We start from the raw sequence: 23,422 nt of genomic DNA on the forward strand, positions 1-23,422 counted from the left end.
TCCTCGCAGGGGGATCAGACGCTGGTCTGCAGCCCGATGACGGTGCGGGGCATCGGTACGAAGCCCGGCAATGCCTCGATCCGCGCCAGCCAGCTACGTACGTTGGCATACGGCTCCAGCGACACGTTGCCCTCCGGTGCATGGGCGATGTACGAATAGTTGGCGATGTCGGCGATGGTCGGCGTGTCGCCTGCCAGGAACGGCGACTTCGCCAGTTCGGCATCAATCACCTTGAGCAGGGTGTGCGCCCGGGTAATCACTTCGTCAGTGTTGAACGAAGCGCCGAACACGGTCACCAGGCGTGCAGCGGCCGGGCCAAAGGCCAGCGGGCCTGCAGCGACCGACAACCAGCGTTGTACACGGGCGGCAGCGGCTGGCGCTTCGGGTAGCCAGGTGCCGTTGTCATATTTTTTGGCGAGGTAAACGAGGATTGCGTTGGAGTCTGCGATCACCGTGCCGTTGTCATCGATGACCGGTACCTGGCCGAACGGGTTGAGGGCCAGGAAGTCCGGCTGCTTGTGCGCACCTTTGGCCAGGTCAACGAACACCAGCTCGGTAGGCAGGTTGAGCAGCGAAAGCATCAGCTCGATGCGGTGGGCATGGCCGGACTTGGGGAAGTTGTAGAGTTTGATCGGGTTCGACATGGGCTTGGCTCCTGGTCAGCACCGGATTGGGCTGATGGAGCACATGCTGCACTGATTCGACTGGCAGCAGAATCAGTGCGCGGGGGAAACCATAATTTCGCCAGATGGAATAATCAACCGCCCATGACAAACAACAGTCTGCGTTTTTCGGGCGTTGTTGACGGATCCGCAGTGCGGCCCCGGCAAGTACCGCAGCAACCGAGCCCGTGTGCCTCAGTGCGGCTTCTTGAAGTAGCGGTACAAACCACGCGCAGCTTCGATCACCTTGGGCACACAAGCCTGGATATCCGCTTCGCTCATCTGGTCCAGCAGCTCGAAGTTATCCTCCAGCCCGTGCAAAGAGATGGCTTTGAGCAACTGGTCCTGCTCCGGCGGTAAAGCTTCCCAGTTGGCGATCTGGGTGGCGCGCATGTAGCCGAAGCACCATTCTTCCATCACGACCACGGTGCCCTGCTCGTCTTCTGTCTCCTCGAACAGCGGCTCGAACTGATCGATGTGGTCGCCCAACTGTTCAGCTATCTGGCCGGCATACCGCAGCAGCAATGCCACGTAGGCTTCTTCATGGGCCGGTTTCTTGAACTTGGGCACCTTGCCACCTGCCACTGCCGGCAGCCAGTGCTCAGGGTTGACCGTGGTCAGCGAGCTAGCCAGCGCAGTGAAAAAGCCATTGAGCTCGGCCAGGTTGAGTACCGAGTAGTCGTTGCCGTAAGTGATCAGCAGGTCTTCGAGGCGGTGCAGTTCTTTCTCGCTGAGTGGCGGGAGCATCGGGCAGGGAATCCTTGCTAGCAAAAGTGTGTGCACCCTAGCACAGCAATGCTTGGAGGGTTGCCCGTGCAAGACACTGCACGGGCAAATTTCCTCAGGTGGGCAGCCAACCCGGCAACTCATGCTGCCGGTCGGCGCCAATCAGCAGCCACAGCAAGAAAGGTTGGCCGAGCCATCGTTGCCCGGCTGGCTGGGCGAGCGCATTGCAGCGGTCATCACCAAAGGCGCATCGAATGGCCAGAGCAGGTCAAGGAAATAGGCCGTTTCCTCAAGGCTGTCGGTGCCTTGGGTCAGTATTACGGCCCGGGCACCGCGCTCAACTTCGCAGCGAGCCCAGGCCAGCACTTCCAGCAGCGCTTTGAAGCTGAGCGATGCACTGGGGACCAGGCTCAATGACGTTACAGTCAACTGCGCCACTTCGCGCAACTGCGGTACCTGAAGCAGTTGCTGCTCACAATCCAGGGGAGGCGTTACGCCACACCCACCCGCTGTCGCCTGCATGCTGCCCGTCCCGCCCAGACTGGCGATCGACAGCTTGGGCAGGTCCGAATGCTCAATCATCCTTCTCCCCCCACCAGTAACCCTATCAGCGGTACGATTCCCAACGTGCTGATGGCCATCGACACCACGTTGCCGATGTAGCCATGCACATAACCCGGCAACCGCTGCGTGATCGCCACTGCCAGCGGCGGAGCCAACAGGGCCCCCAGCACTGCACTGGCCACAATGACTTGCCAACTACCGCCGTGCGTCAGCACGGCGGCCGGCACGATCGAGACAATCGGAATGTAAGTCGGGTACCAGCCCCGGGCTTGCCACTGGCCGCGCCAGAATACGACGCCGACCAAGGATGCCAAGGCCTGTCCGGCCAGTATGTGCAACGCCAACATTGAACCGTATGCAGGTGCTGCCGGGGCCAATAGGTAAGCCAGTAACAAGCCCAGTAGTAGACCCAGACTGGCCAGCTCATTGCCAAAGAAGGGGGCTTCACTGAAATCGGCCAGTACACGCCGCAAGGTCCAGATCACACCGTAGGATGGTTGGCTGGCCACAGGTTTCACAACGTCGGGTTCGTGGCTCTGACGGACCCATGACGGGTAGCGCTTGCACAGCAGGAAAGCGGCGGCACTTGCCACGGCCATACCACCCACGTTGCCGATAACCACAGGCAACTGCAGGGGGTAGCACAGGTAGTTGACCAGCAGCAGACTCGCCGGGGTTACCAGTAATGCCCCCAGCAATGCGCCTGCTATCGCCACCCGCCAGCCCGCCCCATACAACAGCACCATGGCTGCCGGCAACGACACGAAGGCCACGAACGTTGGTTGCCAGCTACCACTGGCCAAGGTCCATCCCCACAAGGCATGGCTAAGTAAAAGGCCCATCAGCGAGCTGGTGAACACCCATGGCCACCGTCCGCTTCCATAGCAGATGGCAAAACCCTGCCAGCGGTACCCGCGAAGATGGGCCCAATGTGCCAGGCTGGCGCCTAGCAGCAAGCCCAGCGCAGGCAGCTCATGCTTGTAGAATGCGACCTCGCTGATATCGCCCACTATCCAGCGCAAACGACTCAGCGGTTGGTCCAGTGTCGCCGCCAGTTGCCCGTAGTCTGGCCACGGGCCTGACGCAAGGCTGGCTGCCAGCAGCATTGCCAGGCAGGTGAAGATCAGCACGGGGGCGTGCTGCCGATTGGGCAGCAGTAATGGCTTCATGTGCGGATCCTCAGCGTGGCATAGGCGCATGCAGGCGGTAGCCAAGCGCAGCATCGTAGAGGTCGGTACGGCGATCACGCTGCAGGTCGTTGAGGCTGTTCCAGATCGGCGCTGAACGCGCGCTGCTGAGGTCGACATCGGCGTAGACAATGCTTTCCTCCTCCGCACTGGCCACAGCACCAATGGGCCAACCGTTGGTTCCGGCAATCAACGAACAACCGAGAAAGCGCCCTCCTCGCTCACTGCCAATACGGTTTGCGGCGGCGACGTAGACATTGTTCACATGCGCGGCTGTCATGGTCAGGTAAGACGCCATGCAACGCCCTGTTTCATCAAACAGTGGAGGCGGTGTCCACACCCAATTGTTCAAGCTGCATATGATGTCTGCCCCTTGCGCTGCCATGAGCCGTGGCACTTCAGGGAACCAGATGTCCCAGCAGATCAGCAGGCCGATACGGCCGATTGGCGTCTCGAATACAGGGAAGCCGAGGTCGCCAGGGGTGAACCAGAGTTTTTCCTGGTTCCACAGGTGGGCCTTGCGATAGTGGCCAAGCAGGCCGTCGGGGCCAAACAATACGGCGCTGTCGTAGAGCTTCAGGCCCTCACGCTCGGCGAATCCTGCTGCCAGGTACACCTGATATTCCCTGGCGAAATCAGCCCAGGCTTTCAGGCTGCGGCCCGCCTGCAACGTTTCGGCATGGGCATAGGCCTCGGCACGGGAGTGAAAGGTGTACCCGGTGTTGGCCAGCTCGGGCAGCACGATCAGATTGGCACCTTCACGCACCGCACGCCGGGCCAGTGCCAGGCCTCTGCTCAGGTTGCCATCGCAGTACTCTAGCCCGACTTGTGGGTCGTACTGGATGACAGCGATACGGACAGGGCTGACGGGGGGGCAATGTTCGGACATGGCGACTTCCTTTTTGTGGTTGTTTTGGAAGGTCGCCAGTAGAGCGGGGTTGGGGTTGGGAGAGACAGTCGGGCGATTCTCAAGCAGTTGAAGGATCTTGGAGAGGAGTGAGTGGGAAACGCCCTAGGATAAAGAGCGGGAAGGAGTGATTGCCCACAGCCAGCTGACGCAGGATCATAAGCTCCCTGCGCCTGCTGGCCCTATGAAGGGCTTGTGGATCTGTTTACACCGCCAGCGCGCGCTCACGCAGCTCGCTGTTGAGGATGCGGTCGTTTTCGCTGTAGTCGACCGGGCAGTCGATCACGTGCACGCCTGGGGTCTTGATGCAGTGCTCCAGCAGCGGCAGCAGGCCGTCGGCGCTTTCCACGCGGTGGCCATTGGCGCCGTAGGCTTCGGCATACTTGACGAAGTCCGGGTTGCCGTAGTCCAGGCCGAAATCGGTGAAGCCCATGTTGGCCTGCTTCCAGCGGATCATGCCGTAGCCGTCGTCACGCAGGATCACCACGGTGATGTGCATGCCCAGACGCACGGCGGTTTCCAGCTCCTGGCTGTTCATCATGAAGCCGCCGTCACCGCACACCGAAATCACCGGGCGATCCGGGTAGACCAGGTGTGCAGCCATGGCCGATGGCAAGCCAGCGCCCATGGTCGCCAGGGCGTTGTCCAGCAGCACGGTGTTCGGCTTGTGCGCCTTGTAGTTACGGGCGAACCAGATCTTGTAGATGCCGTTGTCCAGGGCCACGATGCCTTCGGACGGCAGCACGCGACGAATGTCGGCCACCAGGCGCTGTGGGTAGACCGGGAAGCGGTCATCGTCGGCGCCTTCGGCGATCTGGGCTTCGTTGGCTTCACGAATCGCCATGAGGCGGGTGAAGTCCCAGTGCGAAGTGTCGCCCAGGCCTTCAGCGATCTGCCACACGGCGTTGGCGATGTCACCGATCACTTCAACCTGCGGGAAGTACACGGCATCGACTTCGGCGGAACGGAAGTTGATATGGATGACTTCGGTGCCGCCACGCACCATGAAGAACGGCGGCTTCTCGATCACATCGTGGCCGATGTTGACGATCAGGTCCGCCGCTTCGATCGCACGGTGCACGAAATCGCCGGACGACAGCGCAGCGTTACCCAGGAAGCGTGGGTGGCGCTCATCGACCACACCTTTACCCAGCTGGGTAGTGATGAACGGGATGCCGGTCTTGTCGATCAGTTGCTTGAGGACCTTGGCGGTCATCTTGCGGTTGGCACCGGCGCCGATAACCAAAATCGGACTGCGGGCTTTGTGTAGCTTTTCAATCGCTGCTTCGATGGCCACGTGCTCGGCCAATGGGCGGCGGTGCAGGCTGCGCGGGATCGGCAGCGCGTCGGTCTGCTCGGCGGCGATGTCTTCCGGCAGTTCCAGGTGCACGGCACCCGGCTTTTCTTCTTCAGCCAGGCGGAAGGCTTCACGCATGCGCGAAGGGATGTTGTCGGCCGAAGCGAACTGGTGGGTGTACTTGGTGATGGGGTCCATCATGCCGCACACGTCGATGATCTGGAAGCGGCCCTGCTTGGACTTCTTGATCGGCTTCTGGCCGGTGATCATCATCATCGGCATGCCGCCCAGGTAGGCATAGGCGCTGGCCGTTACCAGGTTGGTGGCACCCGGGCCGAGGGTCGACAGGCTGACGCCGGTCTTGCCGGTCAGGCGGCCGTAGGTAGCCGCCATGAAGCCTGCAGACTGCTCGTGACGGGTCAGTACCAGTTTGATCTTCGACTTGCGCAGGGATTCGAGCAGGTCGAGGTTTTCCTCGCCAGGGATGCCGAATACATACTCGACACCTTCGTTTTCCAGGCATTGCACAACGACATCGGCGGCCTTGGCCATCTTGCTTGCTACCTCAAGTGATGGGACGGTGGAAGTCCAGAAATGCGCAGCACGGTGCGCTGGCATCGCCAGGTTGAGGGGCAGGGATGCCCCGGACCTAAGCCTTGACGAAGGGTAGCCGAGGGAAAGTCACGTTGTGAGGGCGGTAATATTGTCGCAGCCCGGGACAACGGCGTGAGAAAGACAAAACCCCTACCTGCATGCGCAGATAGGGGTTTTGCGAAATGAATCTTGACGATGACCTACTCTCACATGGGGAAACCCCACACTACCATCGGCGATGCATCGTTTCACTGCTGAGTTCGGGATGGGATCAGGTGGTTCCAATGCTCTATGGTCGTCAAGAAATTCTGTAGCCAGAATGTCCAGTTGGACAGCCCAGCGAATCCGGATATGTGATGTTTGTGATGCCTTGCGAACTTTCGGTTCATGTCATCTCCACCACCGCAATCTGCGTCAGCAAATTGCTTGGGTGTTATATGGTCAAGCCTCACGGGCAATTAGTATTGGTTAGCTCAACGCCTCACAGCGCTTACACACCCAACCTATCAACGTCGTAGTCTTCGACGGCCCTTTAGGGGATTCAAGATCCCAGTGAGATCTCATCTTGAGGCAAGTTTCCCGCTTAGATGCTTTCAGCGGTTATCTCTTCCGAACATAGCTACCCGGCAATGCCACTGGCGTGACAACCGGAACACCAGAGGTTCGTCCACTCCGGTCCTCTCGTACTAGGAGCAGCCCCTCTCAAATCTCAAACGTCCACGGCAGATAGGGACCGAACTGTCTCACGACGTTCTAAACCCAGCTCGCGTACCACTTTAAATGGCGAACAGCCATACCCTTGGGACCGGCTTCAGCCCCAGGATGTGATGAGCCGACATCGAGGTGCCAAACACCGCCGTCGATATGAACTCTTGGGCGGTATCAGCCTGTTATCCCCGGAGTACCTTTTATCCGTTGAGCGATGGCCCTTCCATACAGAACCACCGGATCACTAAGACCTACTTTCGTACCTGCTCGACGTGTTTGTCTCGCAGTCAAGCGCGCTTTTGCCTTTATACTCTACGACCGATTTCCGACCGGTCTGAGCGCACCTTCGTACTCCTCCGTTACTCTTTGGGAGGAGACCGCCCCAGTCAAACTACCCACCATACACTGTCCTCGATCCGGATAACGGACCTGAGTTAGAACCTCAAAGTTGCCAGGGTGGTATTTCAAGGATGGCTCCATGAGAACTGGCGTCCCCACTTCAAAGCCTCCCACCTATCCTACACAAGCAAATTCAAAGTCCAGTGCAAAGCTATAGTAAAGGTTCACGGGGTCTTTCCGTCTAGCCGCGGATACACTGCATCTTCACAGCGATTTCAATTTCACTGAGTCTCGGGTGGAGACAGCGCCGCCATCGTTACGCCATTCGTGCAGGTCGGAACTTACCCGACAAGGAATTTCGCTACCTTAGGACCGTTATAGTTACGGCCGCCGTTTACCGGGGCTTCGATCAAGAGCTTCGCTTGCGCTAACCCCATCAATTAACCTTCCGGCACCGGGCAGGCGTCACACCCTATACGTCCACTTTCGTGTTTGCAGAGTGCTGTGTTTTTAATAAACAGTCGCAGCGGCCTGGTATCTTCGACCGGCATGAGCTTACGGAGCAAGTCCTTCACCCTCGCCGGCGCACCTTCTCCCGAAGTTACGGTGCCATTTTGCCTAGTTCCTTCACCCGAGTTCTCTCAAGCGCCTTGGTATTCTCTACCTAACCACCTGTGTCGGTTTGGGGTACGGTTCCCAGTTATCTGAAGCTTAGGAGCTTTTCTTGGAAGCATGGTATCAACCACTTCGTCGCCTAAAGGCAACTCGTCATCAGCTCTCGGCCTTGAAATCCCGGATTTGCCTAAGATTTCAGCCTACCACCTTAAACCTGGACAACCAACGCCAGGCTGGCCTAACCTTCTCCGTCCCTCCATCGCAATAACTGGAAGTACAGGAATATTAACCTGTTTTCCATCGACTACGCTTTTCAGCCTCGCCTTAGGGACCGACTAACCCTGCGTCGATTAACGTTGCGCAGGAAACCTTGGTCTTTCGGCGTGCGAGTTTTTCACTCGCATTGTCGTTACTCATGTCAGCATTCGCACTTCTGATACCTCCAGCAAGCTTCTCAACTCACCTTCACAGGCTTACAGAACGCTCCTCTACCGCATCATCATAAGATGATACCCGTAGCTTCGGTGCATGGTTTGAGCCCCGTTACATCTTCCGCGCAGGCCGACTCGACTAGTGAGCTATTACGCTTTCTTTAAAGGGTGGCTGCTTCTAAGCCAACCTCCTAGCTGTCTAAGCCTTCCCACATCGTTTCCCACTTAACCATGACTTTGGGACCTTAGCTGACGGTCTGGGTTGTTTCCCTTTTCACGACGGACGTTAGCACCCGCCGTGTGTCTCCCATGCTCGGCACTTGTAGGTATTCGGAGTTTGCATCGGTTTGGTAAGTCGGGATGACCCCCTAGCCGAAACAGTGCTCTACCCCCTACAGTGATACATGAGGCGCTACCTAAATAGCTTTCGAGGAGAACCAGCTATCTCCGAGCTTGATTAGCCTTTCACTCCGATCCACAGGTCATCCGCTAACTTTTCAACGGTAGTCGGTTCGGTCCTCCAGTCAGTGTTACCTAACCTTCAACCTGCCCATGGATAGATCGCCCGGTTTCGGGTCTATACCCAGCGACTAAACGCCCTATTAAGACTCGCTTTCGCTACGCCTCCCCTATTCGGTTAAGCTCGCCACTGAATATAAGTCGCTGACCCATTATACAAAAGGTACGCAGTCACCTAACAAAGTAGGCTCCCACTGCTTGTACGCATACGGTTTCAGGTTCTATTTCACTCCCCTCTCCGGGGTTCTTTTCGCCTTTCCCTCACGGTACTGGTTCACTATCGGTCAGTCAGTAGTATTTAGCCTTGGAGGATGGTCCCCCCATATTCAGACAAAGTTTCTCGTGCTCCGTCCTACTCGATTTCATTGATAAGAGATTTTCGTGTACGGGGCTATCACCCACTATGGCCGCACTTTCCAGAGCGTTCCACTAATCTCAAATCAACTTAAGGGCTGGTCCCCGTTCGCTCGCCACTACTAAGGGAATCTCGGTTGATTTCTTTTCCTCAGGGTACTTAGATGTTTCAGTTCCCCTGGTTCGCCTCTTGCACCTATGTATTCAGTACAAGATACTCAGCTTATGCTGAGTGGGTTCCCCCATTCAGAGATCTCTGGATCACAGTCTGTTTGCCGACTCCCCAAAGCTTATCGCAGGCTACCACGTCTTTCATCGCCTCTGACTGCCAAGGCATCCACCGTATGCGCTTCTTCACTTGACCATATAACCCCAAGCAATCTGGTTATACTGTGAAGACGACATTCGCCGAAAATTCGCATTTCGCTCAGTTAAGAGCAGAACTCACAAATTTTACCTTAGCCTGATCACACACCAGTGAAAGTGCATGTCAGTCTATATCTATCACATATCCGAATTTTTAAAGAACGATCTGACAAAAGTCAGAAATCAACATTCATCAACGAATGTTCATTTCTAAGTTCTGACCAGGAGCAACATCTACCGCAGAAAGTGGTGGAGCCAAGCGGGATCGAACCGCTGACCTCCTGCGTGCAAGGCAGGCGCTCTCCCAGCTGAGCTATGGCCCCGTATTCTACGGCTGAACCATGTAATGGTAGGTCTGGGCAGATTTGAACTGCAGAAGAGCCGTCCTCACCACTCTTTATCCAGAGGCATGGGGTGCTCAACATTCCAACCAAAAATGGTAGGTCTGGGCAGATTTGAACTGCCGACCTCACCCTTATCAGGGGTGCGCTCTAACCAACTGAGCTACAGACCTAATGGTATAACTTTGGGTCTTGATCGTCTTTTACAATGAATCAAGCAATTCGTGTGGGAGCTCATCAGTAGGCTGATGTCGTCGATTAAGGAGGTGATCCAGCCGCAGGTTCCCCTACGGCTACCTTGTTACGACTTCACCCCAGTCATGAATCACACCGTGGTAACCGTCCTCCCGAAGGTTAGACTAGCTACTTCTGGTGCAACCCACTCCCATGGTGTGACGGGCGGTGTGTACAAGGCCCGGGAACGTATTCACCGCGACATTCTGATTCGCGATTACTAGCGATTCCGACTTCACGCAGTCGAGTTGCAGACTGCGATCCGGACTACGATCGGTTTTGTGAGATTAGCTCCACCTCGCGGCTTGGCAACCCTCTGTACCGACCATTGTAGCACGTGTGTAGCCCAGGCCGTAAGGGCCATGATGACTTGACGTCATCCCCACCTTCCTCCGGTTTGTCACCGGCAGTCTCCTTAGAGTGCCCACCATAACGTGCTGGTAACTAAGGACAAGGGTTGCGCTCGTTACGGGACTTAACCCAACATCTCACGACACGAGCTGACGACAGCCATGCAGCACCTGTGTCAGAGTTCCCGAAGGCACCAATCCATCTCTGGAAAGTTCTCTGCATGTCAAGGCCTGGTAAGGTTCTTCGCGTTGCTTCGAATTAAACCACATGCTCCACCGCTTGTGCGGGCCCCCGTCAATTCATTTGAGTTTTAACCTTGCGGCCGTACTCCCCAGGCGGTCAACTTAATGCGTTAGCTGCGCCACTAAAATCTCAAGGATTCCAACGGCTAGTTGACATCGTTTACGGCGTGGACTACCAGGGTATCTAATCCTGTTTGCTCCCCACGCTTTCGCACCTCAGTGTCAGTATCAGTCCAGGTGGTCGCCTTCGCCACTGGTGTTCCTTCCTATATCTACGCATTTCACCGCTACACAGGAAATTCCACCACCCTCTACCGTACTCTAGCTTGCCAGTTTTGGATGCAGTTCCCAGGTTGAGCCCGGGGCTTTCACATCCAACTTAACAAACCACCTACGCGCGCTTTACGCCCAGTAATTCCGATTAACGCTTGCACCCTCTGTATTACCGCGGCTGCTGGCACAGAGTTAGCCGGTGCTTATTCTGTCGGTAACGTCAAAACAGCAAGGTATTAGCTTACTGCCCTTCCTCCCAACTTAAAGTGCTTTACAATCCGAAGACCTTCTTCACACACGCGGCATGGCTGGATCAGGCTTTCGCCCATTGTCCAATATTCCCCACTGCTGCCTCCCGTAGGAGTCTGGACCGTGTCTCAGTTCCAGTGTGACTGATCATCCTCTCAGACCAGTTACGGATCGTCGCCTTGGTGAGCCATTACCTCACCAACAAGCTAATCCGACCTAGGCTCATCTGATAGCGCAAGGCCCGAAGGTCCCCTGCTTTCTCCCGTAGGACGTATGCGGTATTAGCGTTCCTTTCGAAACGTTGTCCCCCACTACCAGGCAGATTCCTAGGCATTACTCACCCGTCCGCCGCTGAATCAAGGAGCAAGCTCCCGTCATCCGCTCGACTTGCATGTGTTAGGCCTGCCGCCAGCGTTCAATCTGAGCCATGATCAAACTCTTCAGTTCAATACTGCTTGGGTTTTTAAGAAACCCTAAACTTGGCTCAGCAATCTCAAATGACTATGTGATTTCTCGCATGGCCACTTGTGATGCTGATAATCTTTTTGACTATCAGTCCGTACTCACAAGCACCCACACGAATTGCTTGATTCAATTTGTTAAAGAACGGCTGGTTAAGAGCGTTTCGTCTCAACCGAGGCGCACATTATACGCTTTCCTCATTTGCTGTCAAGCGTTTATTTTGAAGTTTTTTACCGCTGCTTTCTTTCGAAAGCCAAAAACTTCAATAACTTACCGCTTGCCTCGAAGCGTTGATCGCTGCGAGGAGGCGAATAATACGCGCTTTGAATTTAGAGTCAACACCTTGTTCCAAAAACTTTTCTCAGCCGTTTCGCCTGCCCCCTGGCAACTAATGAAATCGCCACGAATCTGTAGAGAACCCCACCACGGAGCGAAGCGGCCATGAGTGTCGAGCAAAGCGAGAAAACCCCAGGGCTTTCGGCAGATGAAGAGCAGGAAGTCAGCCACAATCAGCCGCCCCGAGCGGCAGTGCTGCACGAGACCATTCGCTACCAGGGCGATCAGGAACTGGAACGGACCGTTGCCGCCTTGTGGTGGTCGGCTGTCGCCGCCGGGTTGTCCATGGGCTTGTCCCTGATGGCCATGGGACTGTTCTATGCCCGCCTGCCAGGGGGTGAAAGTGCCCAGGTAGTCGCCAGCATCGGTTACAGCGCCGGCTTCCTTGCCGTGATCCTGGCCCGCCAGCAACTGTTCACCGAGAACACCCTGACTGCGGTGCTGCCGGTCATGACCAGCCCTACCCTTGCCAACTTCGGCCGCCTTCTGCGGCTCTGGGCTGTGGTGCTGCTGGGCAACCTGGCGGGCACGCTGCTGGTGGCCTGGGTGATGCTCGAGCTGCCGATCTTCGACAGCAAGACCGACATGGCGTTTCTGGAGATCGGCCGCAAGGTCATGAGCAACGACATCAGCCAGATGTTCGCCAAGGGCATCGTCTCGGGCTGGATGATCGCCACCATGGTATGGATGATTCCCTCGATGGAGAACGCCAAGATCTGGATCATCCTGATGATCACCTACCTGATGGCCATTGGCGACTTCACCCATATAGTAGTGGGCTCGGTCGAGGTGTCCTACCTGGTGTGGGCCGGCGAAGAAACCTGGCGCAGCTTCTGGCTGGAGTTTGCCTTGCCGACACTGGCCGGCAACATCATCGGCGGTAGCTTCATTTTCGCGCTCATCAGCCACGCTCAGGTGCGCAGCGACAGCGGCAAGGCACCCTCGCGGCTGTTGGAGCACGAGCGGGCGCAACGCCAGCGTGGCAAAGACGACATCAAGTGACACTCAACGCATTGCCACGCTTCGCTCATTCTTGAGGTTGCGCTGACGCACCGGGCGGGGCTGCCACCAGTTCTGCCCGGCATGCGGCGAGTCGAGGCTCACCCGCTCGCCCATCTGCGGCGTACTGAGCCGTACCTGGGCCTGGTTCGCCAGGGCCAGGATACGCTCGAAGGGTTCCTGCCAGCCGTGGACGGACAAGTCGAACGTGCCATTGTGAATAGGCAGCATCCAGCGCCCACGTAAATCCAGGTGGGCCTGCAGGCTCTGCTCCGGCTGCATGTGCACATCAGGCCAGGCGAGATTGTAGGCGCCGGTCTCGACCAGGGTGAGGTCAAACGGCCCAAAGCGCTCGCCAATCAGCTTGAACCCGTTGAAGTAGCCCGTATCGCCACTGAAAAACACGCGCACGCCTTCGTCGATGATCACCCACGACGCCCACAAGGTACGGTTGCTATCCAACAGGCCGCGCCCGGAAAAGTGCTGGGCCGGGGTAGCAATGAAACGCACACCCTCGACTTCGCTTTCCTGCCACCAGTCCAGCTGACGCACTTTCGTTGGCGCTACACCCCAGCTGATCAGCAGTTCACCCACGCCAAGCGGCGCCAGGAAAACCCCGGTTCGCGATGCCAGCTGGCGGATTGCCCGCTCGTCAAGATGATCGAAGTGGTCGTGCGACAACACCACCGCCGCCAGTGGCGGCAGCTGGTCCAGCCCCAGCGGCGGGGCATGGAACCGCTGCGGGCCGGCCCACTGCACCGGTGAGGCGCGCTCGGCGAATACCGGGTCGGTAATGAAGAAGCGCCCCCGCAACTTCAGCAATACCGTGGAATGGCCCAGCCGCCACAAACTGTGGTCCGGCGCATCGAGCACCTGCTGGCGGGTCATCGGTTGCAGGCTGATTGGCGTAGTTGGCCGGGTATTCGGCGGCTTGCGCAGGAACAGGTATTTCAGTCCGATGCGCAGCTTCTTCAGCACGCCGTCTTTCGGTAGCTGCGCCTGATTGTGAAAACGCCCATCACACTGGGGCGCAGGCTCACCGACAGCATTGGCCAGAGGAACCATCAGCAACACTCCAAGCAACAGGAAAGCCCGCATATTACCCCACAGTGATCGCATCAACCGTGAATTGGCTTGTAAGGTCATTTTTCGGTGGACAAGCACTGTTCGACAATATTCATGCGATTTATGCGATAAACGGTACCCCGGCAGAAGAACATGACCATGATGCACAACCGCAGCGGCAAAGGCCTTTCGTTCGTCAAGCGCATCTACCCGCCACGTGTGGTGGGCATGGGGATCGGCCTGTTCAGCGTCATGGCCGGCGTAGCCCCGCAGTCGCCGCCCACCTGGGTGTGGGGGCTAATGCTGTTCAATGGCCTGTTGTGGCCCCACGTCGCCTACCTGTGGGCGAGCCGGTCGGCAACCCCGTACCGGGCCGAACACCGCAACCTGTTGCTGGACTCGCTGCTGGGCGGGTTCTGGGCCGCCGCCATGCACTTCAACCCGCTGCCGACCGTGACCGTGCTGTCGATGATGACCATGAACAACGTGGCCGCGGGGGGCCGGCAATTGGTGCTAAAAGGGGCTGTTGCGCAACTGGCCGGGATTCTGGTCGGCACCCTGCTGCTCGCCCCCGGCCTGCAATTGAATGCCACTGCACTGCAGATATACGCCTGCCTGCCCATGCTGACGCTGTACCCCCTGGCCCTGGGCTGGGTGTGCTACCGCCTGGCAATCCAACTGGGCGACCATAAACGCCGGCTCAGCGCCCTCAGCCTCACGGACAGCCTCACCGGGTTGCTCAACCACGGCGCCTGGAAAGACCTGTTGCTCCTCAAATACCAAAAATGCAAACAGCAAAAGGCACACGCGGTGATTGCCCTGATCGACATCGATCATTTCAAGACCATCAACGACACCTTTGGCCACGTGGTCGGCGACTGCGTACTGCGCCAGCTCAGTGCCGAGCTGCGCCGCAACCTGCGCGAGTGCGACCAGGCGGGGCGCTACGGTGGCGACGAATTCTGCGTGATCCTGCCAGACACCAGCGAAGCCCAGGCCTGCCAGATCATGGAGCGCCTGCGTGAGCAGGTTTCCGGCTATCGCAACGCGCAGCTCCCTCACCTGCGCATCAGCCTGAGTATTGGCCTGTCCCCCTACGATGCCAGCCTGGAATCACCGGAACACTGGCTGCAACAGGCAGACAGGGCGCTATACACTGCCAAGCACGCTGGCCGCGACCGGGTGAATTTTGCCGCTGGCGCAGCTACGGCACTGAAGCTGGCCTATCCTGATTGAACCTGCTGCCTGAATGCCTGGCGGTAGGTTTCCTGAAGGAGCCGCTCGTGCATGGCCAGGACTGCCAACCTCCCACCCGCCAGCCCTACCCCACGCTTGCAAGTGCGTAACCTGATCGCCGGCTTCAGCACCGTTTACGGTCTGGCTTGCCTGGTCATTCTCGGCGCGCTGTTCAACATCGCCGCAACCCTCGACCAGCAAGAGCGCGACCGCAGCGCCTTCCATGCCAATCAGGCGCTGGAGCAACGGTTACTGGCGTCACGCCAATTCCTGTCCAGTTATGCCGTATGGGAAGACGCCCTGCAGCACTTGTCGGGCGGGGCCGACTGGCACTGGGCCTATGATGAAAAGAACATAGGTGAATCGCTGTACAGCGCCAGCGGGTATGAAGGCGTGTTCGTCGTGGAAAACGGCCACACTACCTATGCCCTGTTCAAAGGCCAGCCCAGCCCTGCAGGCATAGGCACGTACATAGATGCTCCTTTACAGCCGATCATCGACCAGGCCCGGGCGGCGGCAATTACCCGCGAGCAGATTGCCCGCTTCGTGCTGTTCAATGGCTGGCCGGCCGTGCTCACTGCGGCGGCCATACGGCCAGACCGGGATGTCACTGAGAGCGAAGTGAGCCAGGCGCCGGTCTTGCTGTTCGTCGACCAACTGACCGAGGTCAAACTGGCGCAGTTGGGTGAACGTGCAGGCCTGGCCGGCATGCGCGTTGAGAAAGAAGACGCAAAAGCCCACCACCACCTGCGCATCAACCTGGGCGACACCGGGTACCACCTGTCCTGGAACAGTGCGTTGCCTGGGCGCCAGCTGCTGCGGGCGGTATTGCCTGCCCTGCTGAGCGCCCTGCTGATCCTTGGGCTGGTCATGCTCTACCTGTGCCGCCATGCGTGGCGCAGCTCCCGGGCCATCGGCTTGACGCTAGCTCACCTGCAGCAGAGCAACCTGGCGCTGGAGGCCAGCGAGCAACGTTTTCGCGCGGTGGCCGAGTCGGCCTCGGACTGGATCTGGGAGACCGATCGGCATCAGCGTCTGACCTACTTGTCGCAACGCTTTGCCAGGGTGACGGGCTACCCGGTCGAAGACTGGCTCGGCCAACCGCTCAACCAGCTACTGGCCTGCGACACCACACCCTTGTCGCCCTGGCTGGATGCCCTGGCCACCGCCGACCCACAGCAGCTGGCCAACCTGCGCTGCACCTACCGCGACCAGAATGGCCAGAACCGCTATTGCCGGATCTCCGCGCGCGCCATCTGGCACCAGGACACGGCCGTGGGATTGCGCGGCACTGCCAGCGATATCACCGACGAAGTCGAGGCCCATGCGCGTATCCAGCACCTGTCCTTGCACGACCCACTGACCGGGCTGGCCAACCGCAACAAGCTGGCCCGGCACCTGGAACAGGCCCTGCTGCGCGGCACTGACTCACCGCCGTTGACCCTGTTGCTGCTTGACCTGGACAACTTCAAGCCGATCAACGACTCACTCGGCTATGCGGCTGGCGATGCGGTACTGCAGGAAGTGGCAGCCCGCCTGCGCGACACCACCCGCGACGGTGACCTGGTGGCGCGGCTGGGCGGCGACGAGTTCATCGTGGTACTTGGCGGCATGGACAACCGCCAGGAGATCGACCGCTTCTGCGCGCGCCTGATCGGCTTGCTGCAACAACCGGTCATGTTCGACAGCCAAACCCTGCACATTGGCGCCAGCATCGGCATCGCCCAGACCCGCACCCAGGGCTTCGACGCCGGCGAGCTGATTCGCTGTGCCGACATCGCCCTGTACCAGGCCAAGGCAGACGGCAAGAACACATGGCGCTACTTCGCCAGCGAAATGAACCAGCAGATCCAGTACCGGCGGCAACTGGAGAACGATCTGCGCCGCGCCCTGCGCAACCAGGAGTTCGAGTTGCACTACCAGCCGCGCTACCGCCTCAGCGACCTGCGCGTGGTCGCGGTCGAGGCGCTGATACGCTGGCAGCACCCCCAGGAAGGGCTGCTGGGGCCGGATACCTTCATCCCGCTGGCCGAACAGAGCGATATCATTGTCGCGCTGGGCCGCTGGGTGCTGCACGAGGCCTGCCGCACCGCCCTTGACTGGCCTGCCGACATTCTGGTGTCGGTCAACCTGTCACCGGCACAGTTCCTGCGCAGCGATGTGGTGCAAGACGTGCGGGAAATCCTGCTGGGCACGGCATTCCCGGCACAACGCCTGGAACTGGAAATCACCGAGAATGTGATGCTCAACGACATCGAAGGCGCGCTGGGGACCATGCTTTCGCTCAAAGAGCTGGGCGTGCGCCTGAACATGGACGACTTCGGTACCGGCTATTCATCGCTGGGTTACCTGCGTACGTATCCTTTCGACAGCCTCAAGATCGACAAGCGCTTCATCAGTAGCTTGAGCACCAACGGCGGCAGCGACCGTGCGGTGGTCCAGGCCATCATCAACCTGGGCAAGGCAATGGGGCTGACCGTGACGGCCGAGGGCGTGGAAACCGAACAGCAACTTGCCATGCTGCAAAAGGACAGCTGCCATGAAGTACAGGGCTATTACCTGAGCCGACCACTGGATACCGCGGGCATGCGGGCGTTGTTGCAGCGCCCCCGGTAGACACGGGTCGGGCCGCCCCTACACGGTTGCGCGGTAGCGCTTTGACCAACAGCGAACTTCAGCAAGACGGCTGCACACGTCGCTCGGCGATGATTTCCGGCAAGTCGCCGCGGCGCAGGTAGATGCGCAGCGGCTCAGCGATATTCAAGCGGTCGTCCACGTGCTGCTCCAGCAACAGTGCCAGGCGCTCCCGGCACAGGGCCATGCGCTGCCCCTGCTCGGGGCGCCAGACAAACTCGCTGCAGGGGGTGATGCTGGCGTCAGCGACATCCATACCGAACGCGTCTTCGGAAAAACGCACGATATGAACGCCGCGCTTATGATGAAAGCCGACGAAGCCTTTGAGCTGCTCAGCTGCGTTGCAGATGTCCTGGGAAGTAATGGCCATGGCGTAACCTCGTGATGAAATCGGAAGATACGCACGCTGGGCAGCACAGGGTCGCCTCTGCCGGGCGCCTCGCCAGTCCAAGCCTAATGCAAGCGGCCGTGCGTGCGCCATGACCCGGCTCAACTTCACGCCGTAGTATCGACCTCGCTGCTAAGCACCTCTGCCAGCCACTGCATGAACGCCTGCACCCGGCGGGGTACATGCCGTTGCCGCGCATACAGCAACGACACGGGCATTGCCGGCGCCTGCCAAGCCGGCAGCAGCGCGACCAGTTCGCCGCGCTGCAGGTGTTCGGCCACCCCCACGGCCGGTACCTGTATCAGCCCCAGCCCGGCCAGGCAAGCTGCCGAATAGGCTTCGGCATTATTGACCGTTACCGCCCCAGCCATGGGCTGGTACTGCACCTGCCCACCTTGCACGTATTCGAAGCCGGCGCAGCGCCCCCCCAGGTTGCGCACGTAGTGCACCAATTGATGCCCTGCCAGGTCCTGCAGGGTACGGGGCACCCCATAGCGCGCCAGATAAGCCGGGCTGGCACAGTTGCGCATGCTCAATTGCCCGACCGGCCTGGCCACGACATCCAGGTCATGCAAGGCGCCGATGCGCATCACGCAGTCGAAGCCCTCACGCAGCAAATCGACCTGCCGATCGGTGGAACTGAGCTCCACCTGCAAACGCGGAAAACGCCGCAGGAACTGGGGTAACGCGGGAATGATGACCCGCCGCGCCATCATCGTCGGCAGGTCGACACGCAGGCGCCCGGCCAGTTCGGCATCATCGGCGCTGAACAGGCTCTCGATCTCGTCCATACCTGACAGCAGGTCCTTGCTGCGTGCGTACAGCAAGGCACCATCCTGCGTGGCCTGCACCCGGCGGGTGGTGCGATTGAACAGTTGCGTACCCAGCAGACGCTCCAGCGCCCTGACCTGTTCCGACACTGTCGAACGCGGCAAGCCCAAGCTCTCGGCGGCCAGGGTAAAGCTGTTCACTTCACTGACCCGCACAAAGGTCCGCAACAATTCCAACTTGTTCACGCCCGCCCTCGATCATCCGGTTTAGGCGAACAGTATTTCCATTTTTGCAGGATTTAACAGCCGCGAGCCGACCAATAACCTGTGCGCACCCACCCATCACGAGGTTCTTACCATGACCCGCAAGATTGCCCTGATCACCGGCGCAAGCCGCGGCCTTGGCCGCAATACCGCCGAGCATCTGGCCGCCCGAGGCATCGATATCATCGGCACCTACCATAGCAAGGCACAAGAAGCACAGGCCGTGGCGGCCGCCCTGGAGCAGGCAGGGGTGAAGGCGACCATGTTGCAACTGGATGTCGGTGACGCCAGCAGCTTTGCCGGCTTTGCCGAGCGGCTGGCGGCTGCCTTGCAGCAGCACTACGGTCGGCAACGTTTCGACTTTTTGGTGAACAATGCCGGCATCGGGTTGAACGTGCCGTACGCCGATACCAGCGAGGCGCAGTTCGACCAACTGCTGAACATTCAGCTCAAAGGCCCGTTCTTCCTCACCCAGCGCCTGTTGCCACTGCTGGTCGATAACGGCCGGATCATCAACATTTCGACCGGGCTGGCGCGGTTTGCCCTCCCAGGGTACGCCGCCTATGCCGCCATGAAAGGCGCGATGGAAGTGCTGACCCGCTACCAGGCCAAGGAACTGGGCGCCCGGGGCATTCGCGTGAACATCCTGGCGCCGGGGGCCATCGAGACCGATTTTGGCGGTGGCGTAGTGCGGGACAACCCGCAGGTGAATGACTACATTGCTGGCAACACCGCGCTGGGACGGGTGGGTATGCCGGATGACATCGGCGCGGCGATCGCCTTGTTGCTGGAAGACGGTAATGGCTGGATCACCGGGCAGCGCCTGGAGGTTTCGGGCGGTATGTTCCTGTAGTGCCGGGTGCCTGAGCCACGGCTCAAAGCTCATGCACCTGCACACTGGCAGTCATCCCCGCACTCAGGGTCACGCCGTCGGGCACCTGGTCCAGGCGGATTCTCACCGGTATCCGCTGGGCCAGGCGCACCCAGTTGAAGGTCGGTTCCACCTCTGGCAGCAGCTGGCTGTCCGGGTTGCTGTTGCTGTCGGTGATGCCGCGGCTGATGCTTTCGACATGCCCCTGCATGGGTTCGCCTGCGCCCATCAGCCAGACCTTCACCGGGTCACCCACGCGAATGCGCGGCAGCTTGGTTTCCTCGAAGTAGGCCTGGATATAGAACGTCGAATCGTCCACCAAGGCCATCACCGACTGGCCGGTGTTCACATAGTTGCCTTCGGCCAGGCGCAGGTTGGTGATATGCCCGCTGCGCGGCGCACGCACTTCACTGCGCGCCAGGTTGATCTTCGCCACCTGCAACTGCGCCTGGGCTTCGTGCAACTCGCCCCGGGCGATGGCAGCATTGATCTGCGCGTTCTCCCGCAGTTCGGCACTGATCGCCTCGGGCCCCAGGGCGGTACGCCGGGCTGCTTCACTCTCGCGCAGGCGCAGCTGCTGAGCGCGGGTTTGCGTCACCGCACTGGCCTGGTCGAACGCGGCCTGGAAGCGCTCGCGGTCGATGCTCATCAGAAGCTCCCCCGCCTTGACCTGCTGGTTGTCATGCACCTTGAGCTGGCGCACCCAGCCGGAAACGTCAGGTGCAATCACCACCACATCGGCGCGCACACGGGCATCCCGTGTCCAGGGGGTAAGCATGTAGTACTGCCACAGTTGGTAGCCGGCCAGCACGGCCAGGGCCACCACGCACAGGGTTACAAGAGTACGTACGGCCGCACGCATCGAAACACTCCTTTATAAAGCTCCCAGCAGGCGTACCACCAGGAACAGCACACAAACGAAAACCGCCGCATCGAACAGCGCTTCATGCCAGATCCAGCGCGCCAACGGCGTGGCCTGCACCAGCAAGCGCAGCAGGCCGGTAAGCGCCAGCGCCAGCAACACATAAAGCAGAAACGGGCTGAGCAGCACGCCGCCCACTTCCCATTCACGCAATCCCATGGGCTTCCTCCTGCCAGCGGCACCACTTGCCCCAGCTTTTCTGCAACTGCAATACCGCGCCCTCGGCCAACCGCAGCGGGTCGCTCGCAGGCTGGCGGTGCAACGCAGCAATGAACCGTTCGCTGGCACTGTCCAGCTGTTGCCCACGCCCAGCGGCAGGCCCTTTGGCCAGTACCGCCTCCACCTGCTGCAAGTACTCCCGCTCGGCGCCGCCCAGCGGCGCCTGTGCGACCGCCAGGCACATGCGCAGGTGCACCAGTTCATCACCGATATCCAGCCCGTGCAGGCCATCGTCCCAGCGCTTGCGCTCAGCCTCGGGCAACTCGCTGGCATGCCGCGCCAACTGCATCAGGCGGTCGGCCATGCGCCCGCCGAACCAGGTATCGGCCCCGCGCAGGTCACGCCGGGTCAGGCGTACCAGGTCACTCTGGGTTGCAGCACGCAGACGCCGCCCAAGCCAGGCCGGGTGACGAAACACCAACAAGCGAAACGCCATGACCGCTGCCGACACCCCTACCAGCATGGCCAAGGCACTGTTGAGCATGGTCGCCACGCTGAACTGCATGGCATTCACCGGCGACACCAGTACGATGAAGTGCAGGCAATAAGAGGTGGCAGTGGCGCCAGTACGCGGGTGGGCCATACCCAGCGCGCCGAACAACAGCGGCACCCCCATACCCAGGCAAAGCAGCGCGAAGCTGCTCCATTGCGGCAGCAGAATCTGCCCGACCAGGAACGCTACCGGTATGGCCAGGCAGATCCCGCGCAGGAAACTCAAGCCAATCTGCGCGCCATTCTCGCGGCTGGCGAACAGGCTGCAGACCACACAGGTCAGCACCAGGCCGCCCGGCGCCGAAGGCCAGGCGGTGGCCAGCCAGAAAGCGCTCATCACCAGAAACGCCAGTGCGCTACGCGAACCGAACAGCAAGGCCAGCGACCAATCGCGGTGCACGGCCAGGCCTTGGGCGACATCCTTCGGCGCCGTGCCCGTCTCCACAGCGTCCAGCGCCTGGCCGGCGGCCATTGCGTAATCCAGCAGCAGGGCCATGCGCGCCAGGCAGTAGTGCTCAACCGAACTTATATGCTCATCGTGGGCGGCATCCCAGACGCGCTGGCGCAGCAACAACAGGCTGGGCTGGTCGGGCTTGTCCAGCAGCGCCCGAACTTCAGAACCAGGGGGCCAGGTGTTCCGCCTGCTGCTGATCCAGTTGCCGCCACTGCCGGCGCACCGACCGGGAAATACGCAACAGCACCATCAGCTTCTGGCTTAGCCCCCGAATGGCACGGGCACGCTGACGCCCGCGGTTGCCTTCGAACCAGGCATGCTCGCGCTGGCTGTCGATGGCAACGATGCGCCCCAGGCTCTCTAGCAAGCCCCTGCGTGCATCGTCCTCGCCACCGAGCATCGCACTGGCGGCCTGCAGGCCGTTCTGCCAGGCCTGGCGCGCCTGGCCGCCAAGTTGCTGCTCGACCCGCATGGGCCAGAGCAAGGCACTGCTGGCCGTGGCGCAGAAAATACCCAGGCTGATCTCGGTGCAGCGGGCCACCGCCTGGTCGAACACCTGCAGCGGGTGGTCGATGGCCGGCAAGGTGATGATCGCTGCGGTGTAGCCGGCCAGCACGAATGCATAGGCCCAGGCACTGCGCAACTGGGTAGAGGCAGCGGTACACAAGGCCAGCCACAAGGCCAGGGCAATCAGAAACAGCCCCGGGGTCTGGGCGAACAGGCCCAGCAGCACCACCGCCATGACCGTGCCGACCAGGGTCCCGGCCAACCGCGCCAGGCCTTTCTGCACCACCATGCCAGACAGCGGCTGGGCAACGATAAACGCCGTCATCAGTGCCCAGGACGGCTGCTCCAGGCCCCAACGCATTGCCAGCCACAACGCCAGGCCACCACCGAGCAGGGTTTTGATGGCGAACTTGATGGCGAGGGGGGAGGGGGCGAACAGGGCCTGAAGCGTGATGGGCACTGGGCGAACCTTGCGGGGATGGTAGTAATGAAAAGATAGACAATGGCGCAGAGAATAAGGTGAAAATGAATAATTAGCTAGCTACTCATCTTCATCGAAATCCAGCCGCTGCACCAGCGCGCGCCACGCTGCGCAACCGCTGGCATGAGCCCTGCTGCCCCGCAGGCCACACGTAAATGCCAGGCAAAAAAAATGGGCGACCGAAGTCGCCCTAAATGCCTTGCGTGCTCGTGTACCCGGAAGGTCAGCGCGGCTTGCGCTTGTTCGAGTCCTTCCAGATGAAAATGCCCAGACCGGCAAAGAAAGCAACCATCAGCCCGACCGTTACCACACCGGCGATAACCACATTGTCGAAGAACATGCTGGCCTCCCCATTCGCTTGCC

15 protein-coding genes, 2 tRNA genes, 3 rRNA genes and 2 pseudogenes are annotated in these 23,422 nt (G+C 59.8%); 4 read left to right on the forward strand and 18 right to left on the reverse strand.

From position 1 onward, the window contains the following. Positions 1 to 14: 14 nt before the first annotated feature. The 11 genes and pseudogenes from GEV39_RS18720 to GEV39_RS18770 form a co-directional block, all read right to left on the reverse strand. Entirely contained in the window at positions 15 to 644 is a 630-nt protein-coding gene (locus GEV39_RS18720) for a glutathione S-transferase family protein (protein ID WP_054913713.1), read from the reverse strand. A 213-nt stretch (positions 645 to 857) separates the two neighbouring features. Then, positions 858 to 1,409, reverse strand: coding sequence for a UPF0149 family protein (locus GEV39_RS18725; protein WP_173890803.1), 552 nt, complete (start codon positions 1,407 to 1,409; stop codon positions 858 to 860). A gap of 159 nt (positions 1,410 to 1,568) precedes the next feature. Continuing rightward, positions 1,569 to 1,970: pseudogene (locus GEV39_RS18730) on the reverse strand (asparaginase domain-containing protein); the annotation flags it as partial. Further along, positions 1,967 to 3,121 carry a hypothetical protein gene (locus GEV39_RS18735; RefSeq protein WP_173890804.1) on the reverse strand — a complete coding sequence of 385 codons (1,155 nt, stop codon included), beginning with the start codon at positions 3,119 to 3,121 and terminating at the stop codon, positions 1,967 to 1,969. The gene GEV39_RS18735 and the pseudogene GEV39_RS18730, both read right to left, overlap by 4 nt. Positions 3,122 to 3,131: 10 nt before the next feature. Continuing rightward, positions 3,132 to 4,028 carry a nitrilase family protein gene (locus GEV39_RS18740; RefSeq protein WP_173890805.1) on the reverse strand — a complete coding sequence of 299 codons (897 nt, stop codon included), beginning with the start codon at positions 4,026 to 4,028 and terminating at the stop codon, positions 3,132 to 3,134. Between the two features lie 223 nt (positions 4,029 to 4,251). Then, complete coding sequence (locus GEV39_RS18745; RefSeq protein WP_144189107.1) at positions 4,252 to 5,895, reverse strand: acetolactate synthase large subunit; 1,644 nt, start codon at positions 5,893 to 5,895, stop codon at positions 4,252 to 4,254. Positions 5,896 to 6,124: 229 nt separating this feature from the next. Then, positions 6,125 to 6,240 (reverse strand): 5S ribosomal RNA (gene rrf / locus GEV39_RS18750). A gap of 134 nt (positions 6,241 to 6,374) precedes the next feature. Then, positions 6,375 to 9,267: ribosomal RNA gene (locus tag GEV39_RS18755) — 23S ribosomal RNA — on the reverse strand. Between the two features lie 249 nt (positions 9,268 to 9,516). Next, positions 9,517 to 9,592 (reverse strand) — tRNA-Ala (locus GEV39_RS18760). Positions 9,593 to 9,706: 114 nt separating this feature from the next. Further along, positions 9,707 to 9,783 (reverse strand) — tRNA-Ile (locus tag GEV39_RS18765). 86 nt (positions 9,784 to 9,869) lie between these two features. Next, positions 9,870 to 11,406, reverse strand: a 16S ribosomal RNA gene (locus tag GEV39_RS18770). Together the 16S, 23S and 5S rRNA genes with 2 tRNA genes alongside form the textbook arrangement of a ribosomal RNA operon. 456 nt (positions 11,407 to 11,862) lie before the next feature. On the opposite strand from GEV39_RS18770, the gene GEV39_RS18775 reads away from it, so the two are divergent. Next, the gene (locus GEV39_RS18775; protein ID WP_173890806.1) at positions 11,863 to 12,759 is read left to right on the forward strand and encodes a formate/nitrite transporter family protein; all 897 of its coding nucleotides are present in this window, start codon (positions 11,863 to 11,865) and stop codon (positions 12,757 to 12,759) included. 3 nt (positions 12,760 to 12,762) lie between these two features. On the opposite strand, the gene GEV39_RS18780 is transcribed toward GEV39_RS18775, so the two are convergent. Continuing rightward, a complete protein-coding gene (locus GEV39_RS18780) occupies positions 12,763 to 13,854 on the reverse strand; it encodes an MBL fold metallo-hydrolase (RefSeq protein ID WP_173890807.1) in 1,092 nt (363 codons plus the stop codon). 129 nt (positions 13,855 to 13,983) lie between these two features. On the opposite strand from GEV39_RS18780, the gene GEV39_RS18785 reads away from it, so the two are divergent. Both GEV39_RS18785 and GEV39_RS18790 read left to right on the forward strand, forming a co-directional pair. Continuing rightward, a complete protein-coding gene (locus tag GEV39_RS18785) occupies positions 13,984 to 15,057 on the forward strand; it encodes a diguanylate cyclase (RefSeq protein ID WP_173891727.1) in 1,074 nt (357 codons plus the stop codon). A 51-nt stretch (positions 15,058 to 15,108) separates the two neighbouring features. Further along, the gene (locus GEV39_RS18790) at positions 15,109 to 17,673 is read left to right on the forward strand and encodes a bifunctional diguanylate cyclase/phosphodiesterase (protein WP_173890808.1); all 2,565 of its coding nucleotides are present in this window, start codon (positions 15,109 to 15,111) and stop codon (positions 17,671 to 17,673) included. A 58-nt stretch (positions 17,674 to 17,731) separates the two neighbouring features. Here GEV39_RS18790 and GEV39_RS18795 read toward each other — a convergent pair whose 3' ends face one another. Together GEV39_RS18795 and GEV39_RS18800 are read right to left on the reverse strand one after the other, a co-directional pair. Next, positions 17,732 to 18,061 carry a DUF2025 family protein gene (locus GEV39_RS18795; RefSeq protein WP_173890809.1) on the reverse strand — a complete coding sequence of 110 codons (330 nt, stop codon included), beginning with the start codon at positions 18,059 to 18,061 and terminating at the stop codon, positions 17,732 to 17,734. A gap of 125 nt (positions 18,062 to 18,186) precedes the next feature. Continuing rightward, a complete protein-coding gene (locus GEV39_RS18800; RefSeq protein ID WP_173890810.1) occupies positions 18,187 to 19,095 on the reverse strand; it encodes a LysR family transcriptional regulator in 909 nt (302 codons plus the stop codon). Positions 19,096 to 19,207: 112 nt separating this feature from the next. Here GEV39_RS18800 and GEV39_RS18805 point away from each other — a divergent pair, with 112 nt between their 5' ends. Further along, a complete protein-coding gene (locus GEV39_RS18805; protein ID WP_173890811.1) occupies positions 19,208 to 19,966 on the forward strand; it encodes an SDR family NAD(P)-dependent oxidoreductase in 759 nt (252 codons plus the stop codon). 22 nt (positions 19,967 to 19,988) lie between these two features. Here the strand turns inward: GEV39_RS18805 and GEV39_RS18810 are convergent, their stop codons facing one another. The 4 genes and pseudogenes from GEV39_RS18810 to ccoM all read right to left on the reverse strand — a co-directional run bounded on the left by GEV39_RS18810 (position 19,989) and on the right by ccoM (position 23,399). Beyond that, positions 19,989 to 20,846: an efflux RND transporter periplasmic adaptor subunit gene (locus GEV39_RS18810; protein WP_173890812.1), complete on the reverse strand. Its 858-nt coding sequence runs from the start codon at positions 20,844 to 20,846 to the stop codon at positions 19,989 to 19,991. A gap of 12 nt (positions 20,847 to 20,858) precedes the next feature. Then, complete coding sequence (locus tag GEV39_RS18815) at positions 20,859 to 21,065, reverse strand: DUF1656 domain-containing protein (RefSeq protein WP_173890813.1); 207 nt, start codon at positions 21,063 to 21,065, stop codon at positions 20,859 to 20,861. Next, positions 21,052 to 23,038, reverse strand: a pseudogene (locus GEV39_RS18820) (FUSC family protein). Before GEV39_RS18820 ends, GEV39_RS18815 begins: the two are co-directional and overlap by 14 nt. Positions 23,039 to 23,282: 244 nt before the next feature. Next, positions 23,283 to 23,399 carry a cytochrome c oxidase subunit CcoM gene (ccoM, locus tag GEV39_RS26385; protein ID WP_003254862.1) on the reverse strand — a complete coding sequence of 39 codons (117 nt, stop codon included), beginning with the start codon at positions 23,397 to 23,399 and terminating at the stop codon, positions 23,283 to 23,285. Positions 23,400 to 23,422: the final 23 nt, after the last annotated feature.

It is taken from the genome of Pseudomonas sp. NY5710 (genome assembly GCF_013305665.1).
GTDB lineage: Bacteria > Pseudomonadota > Gammaproteobacteria > Pseudomonadales > Pseudomonadaceae > Aquipseudomonas > Aquipseudomonas juntendi.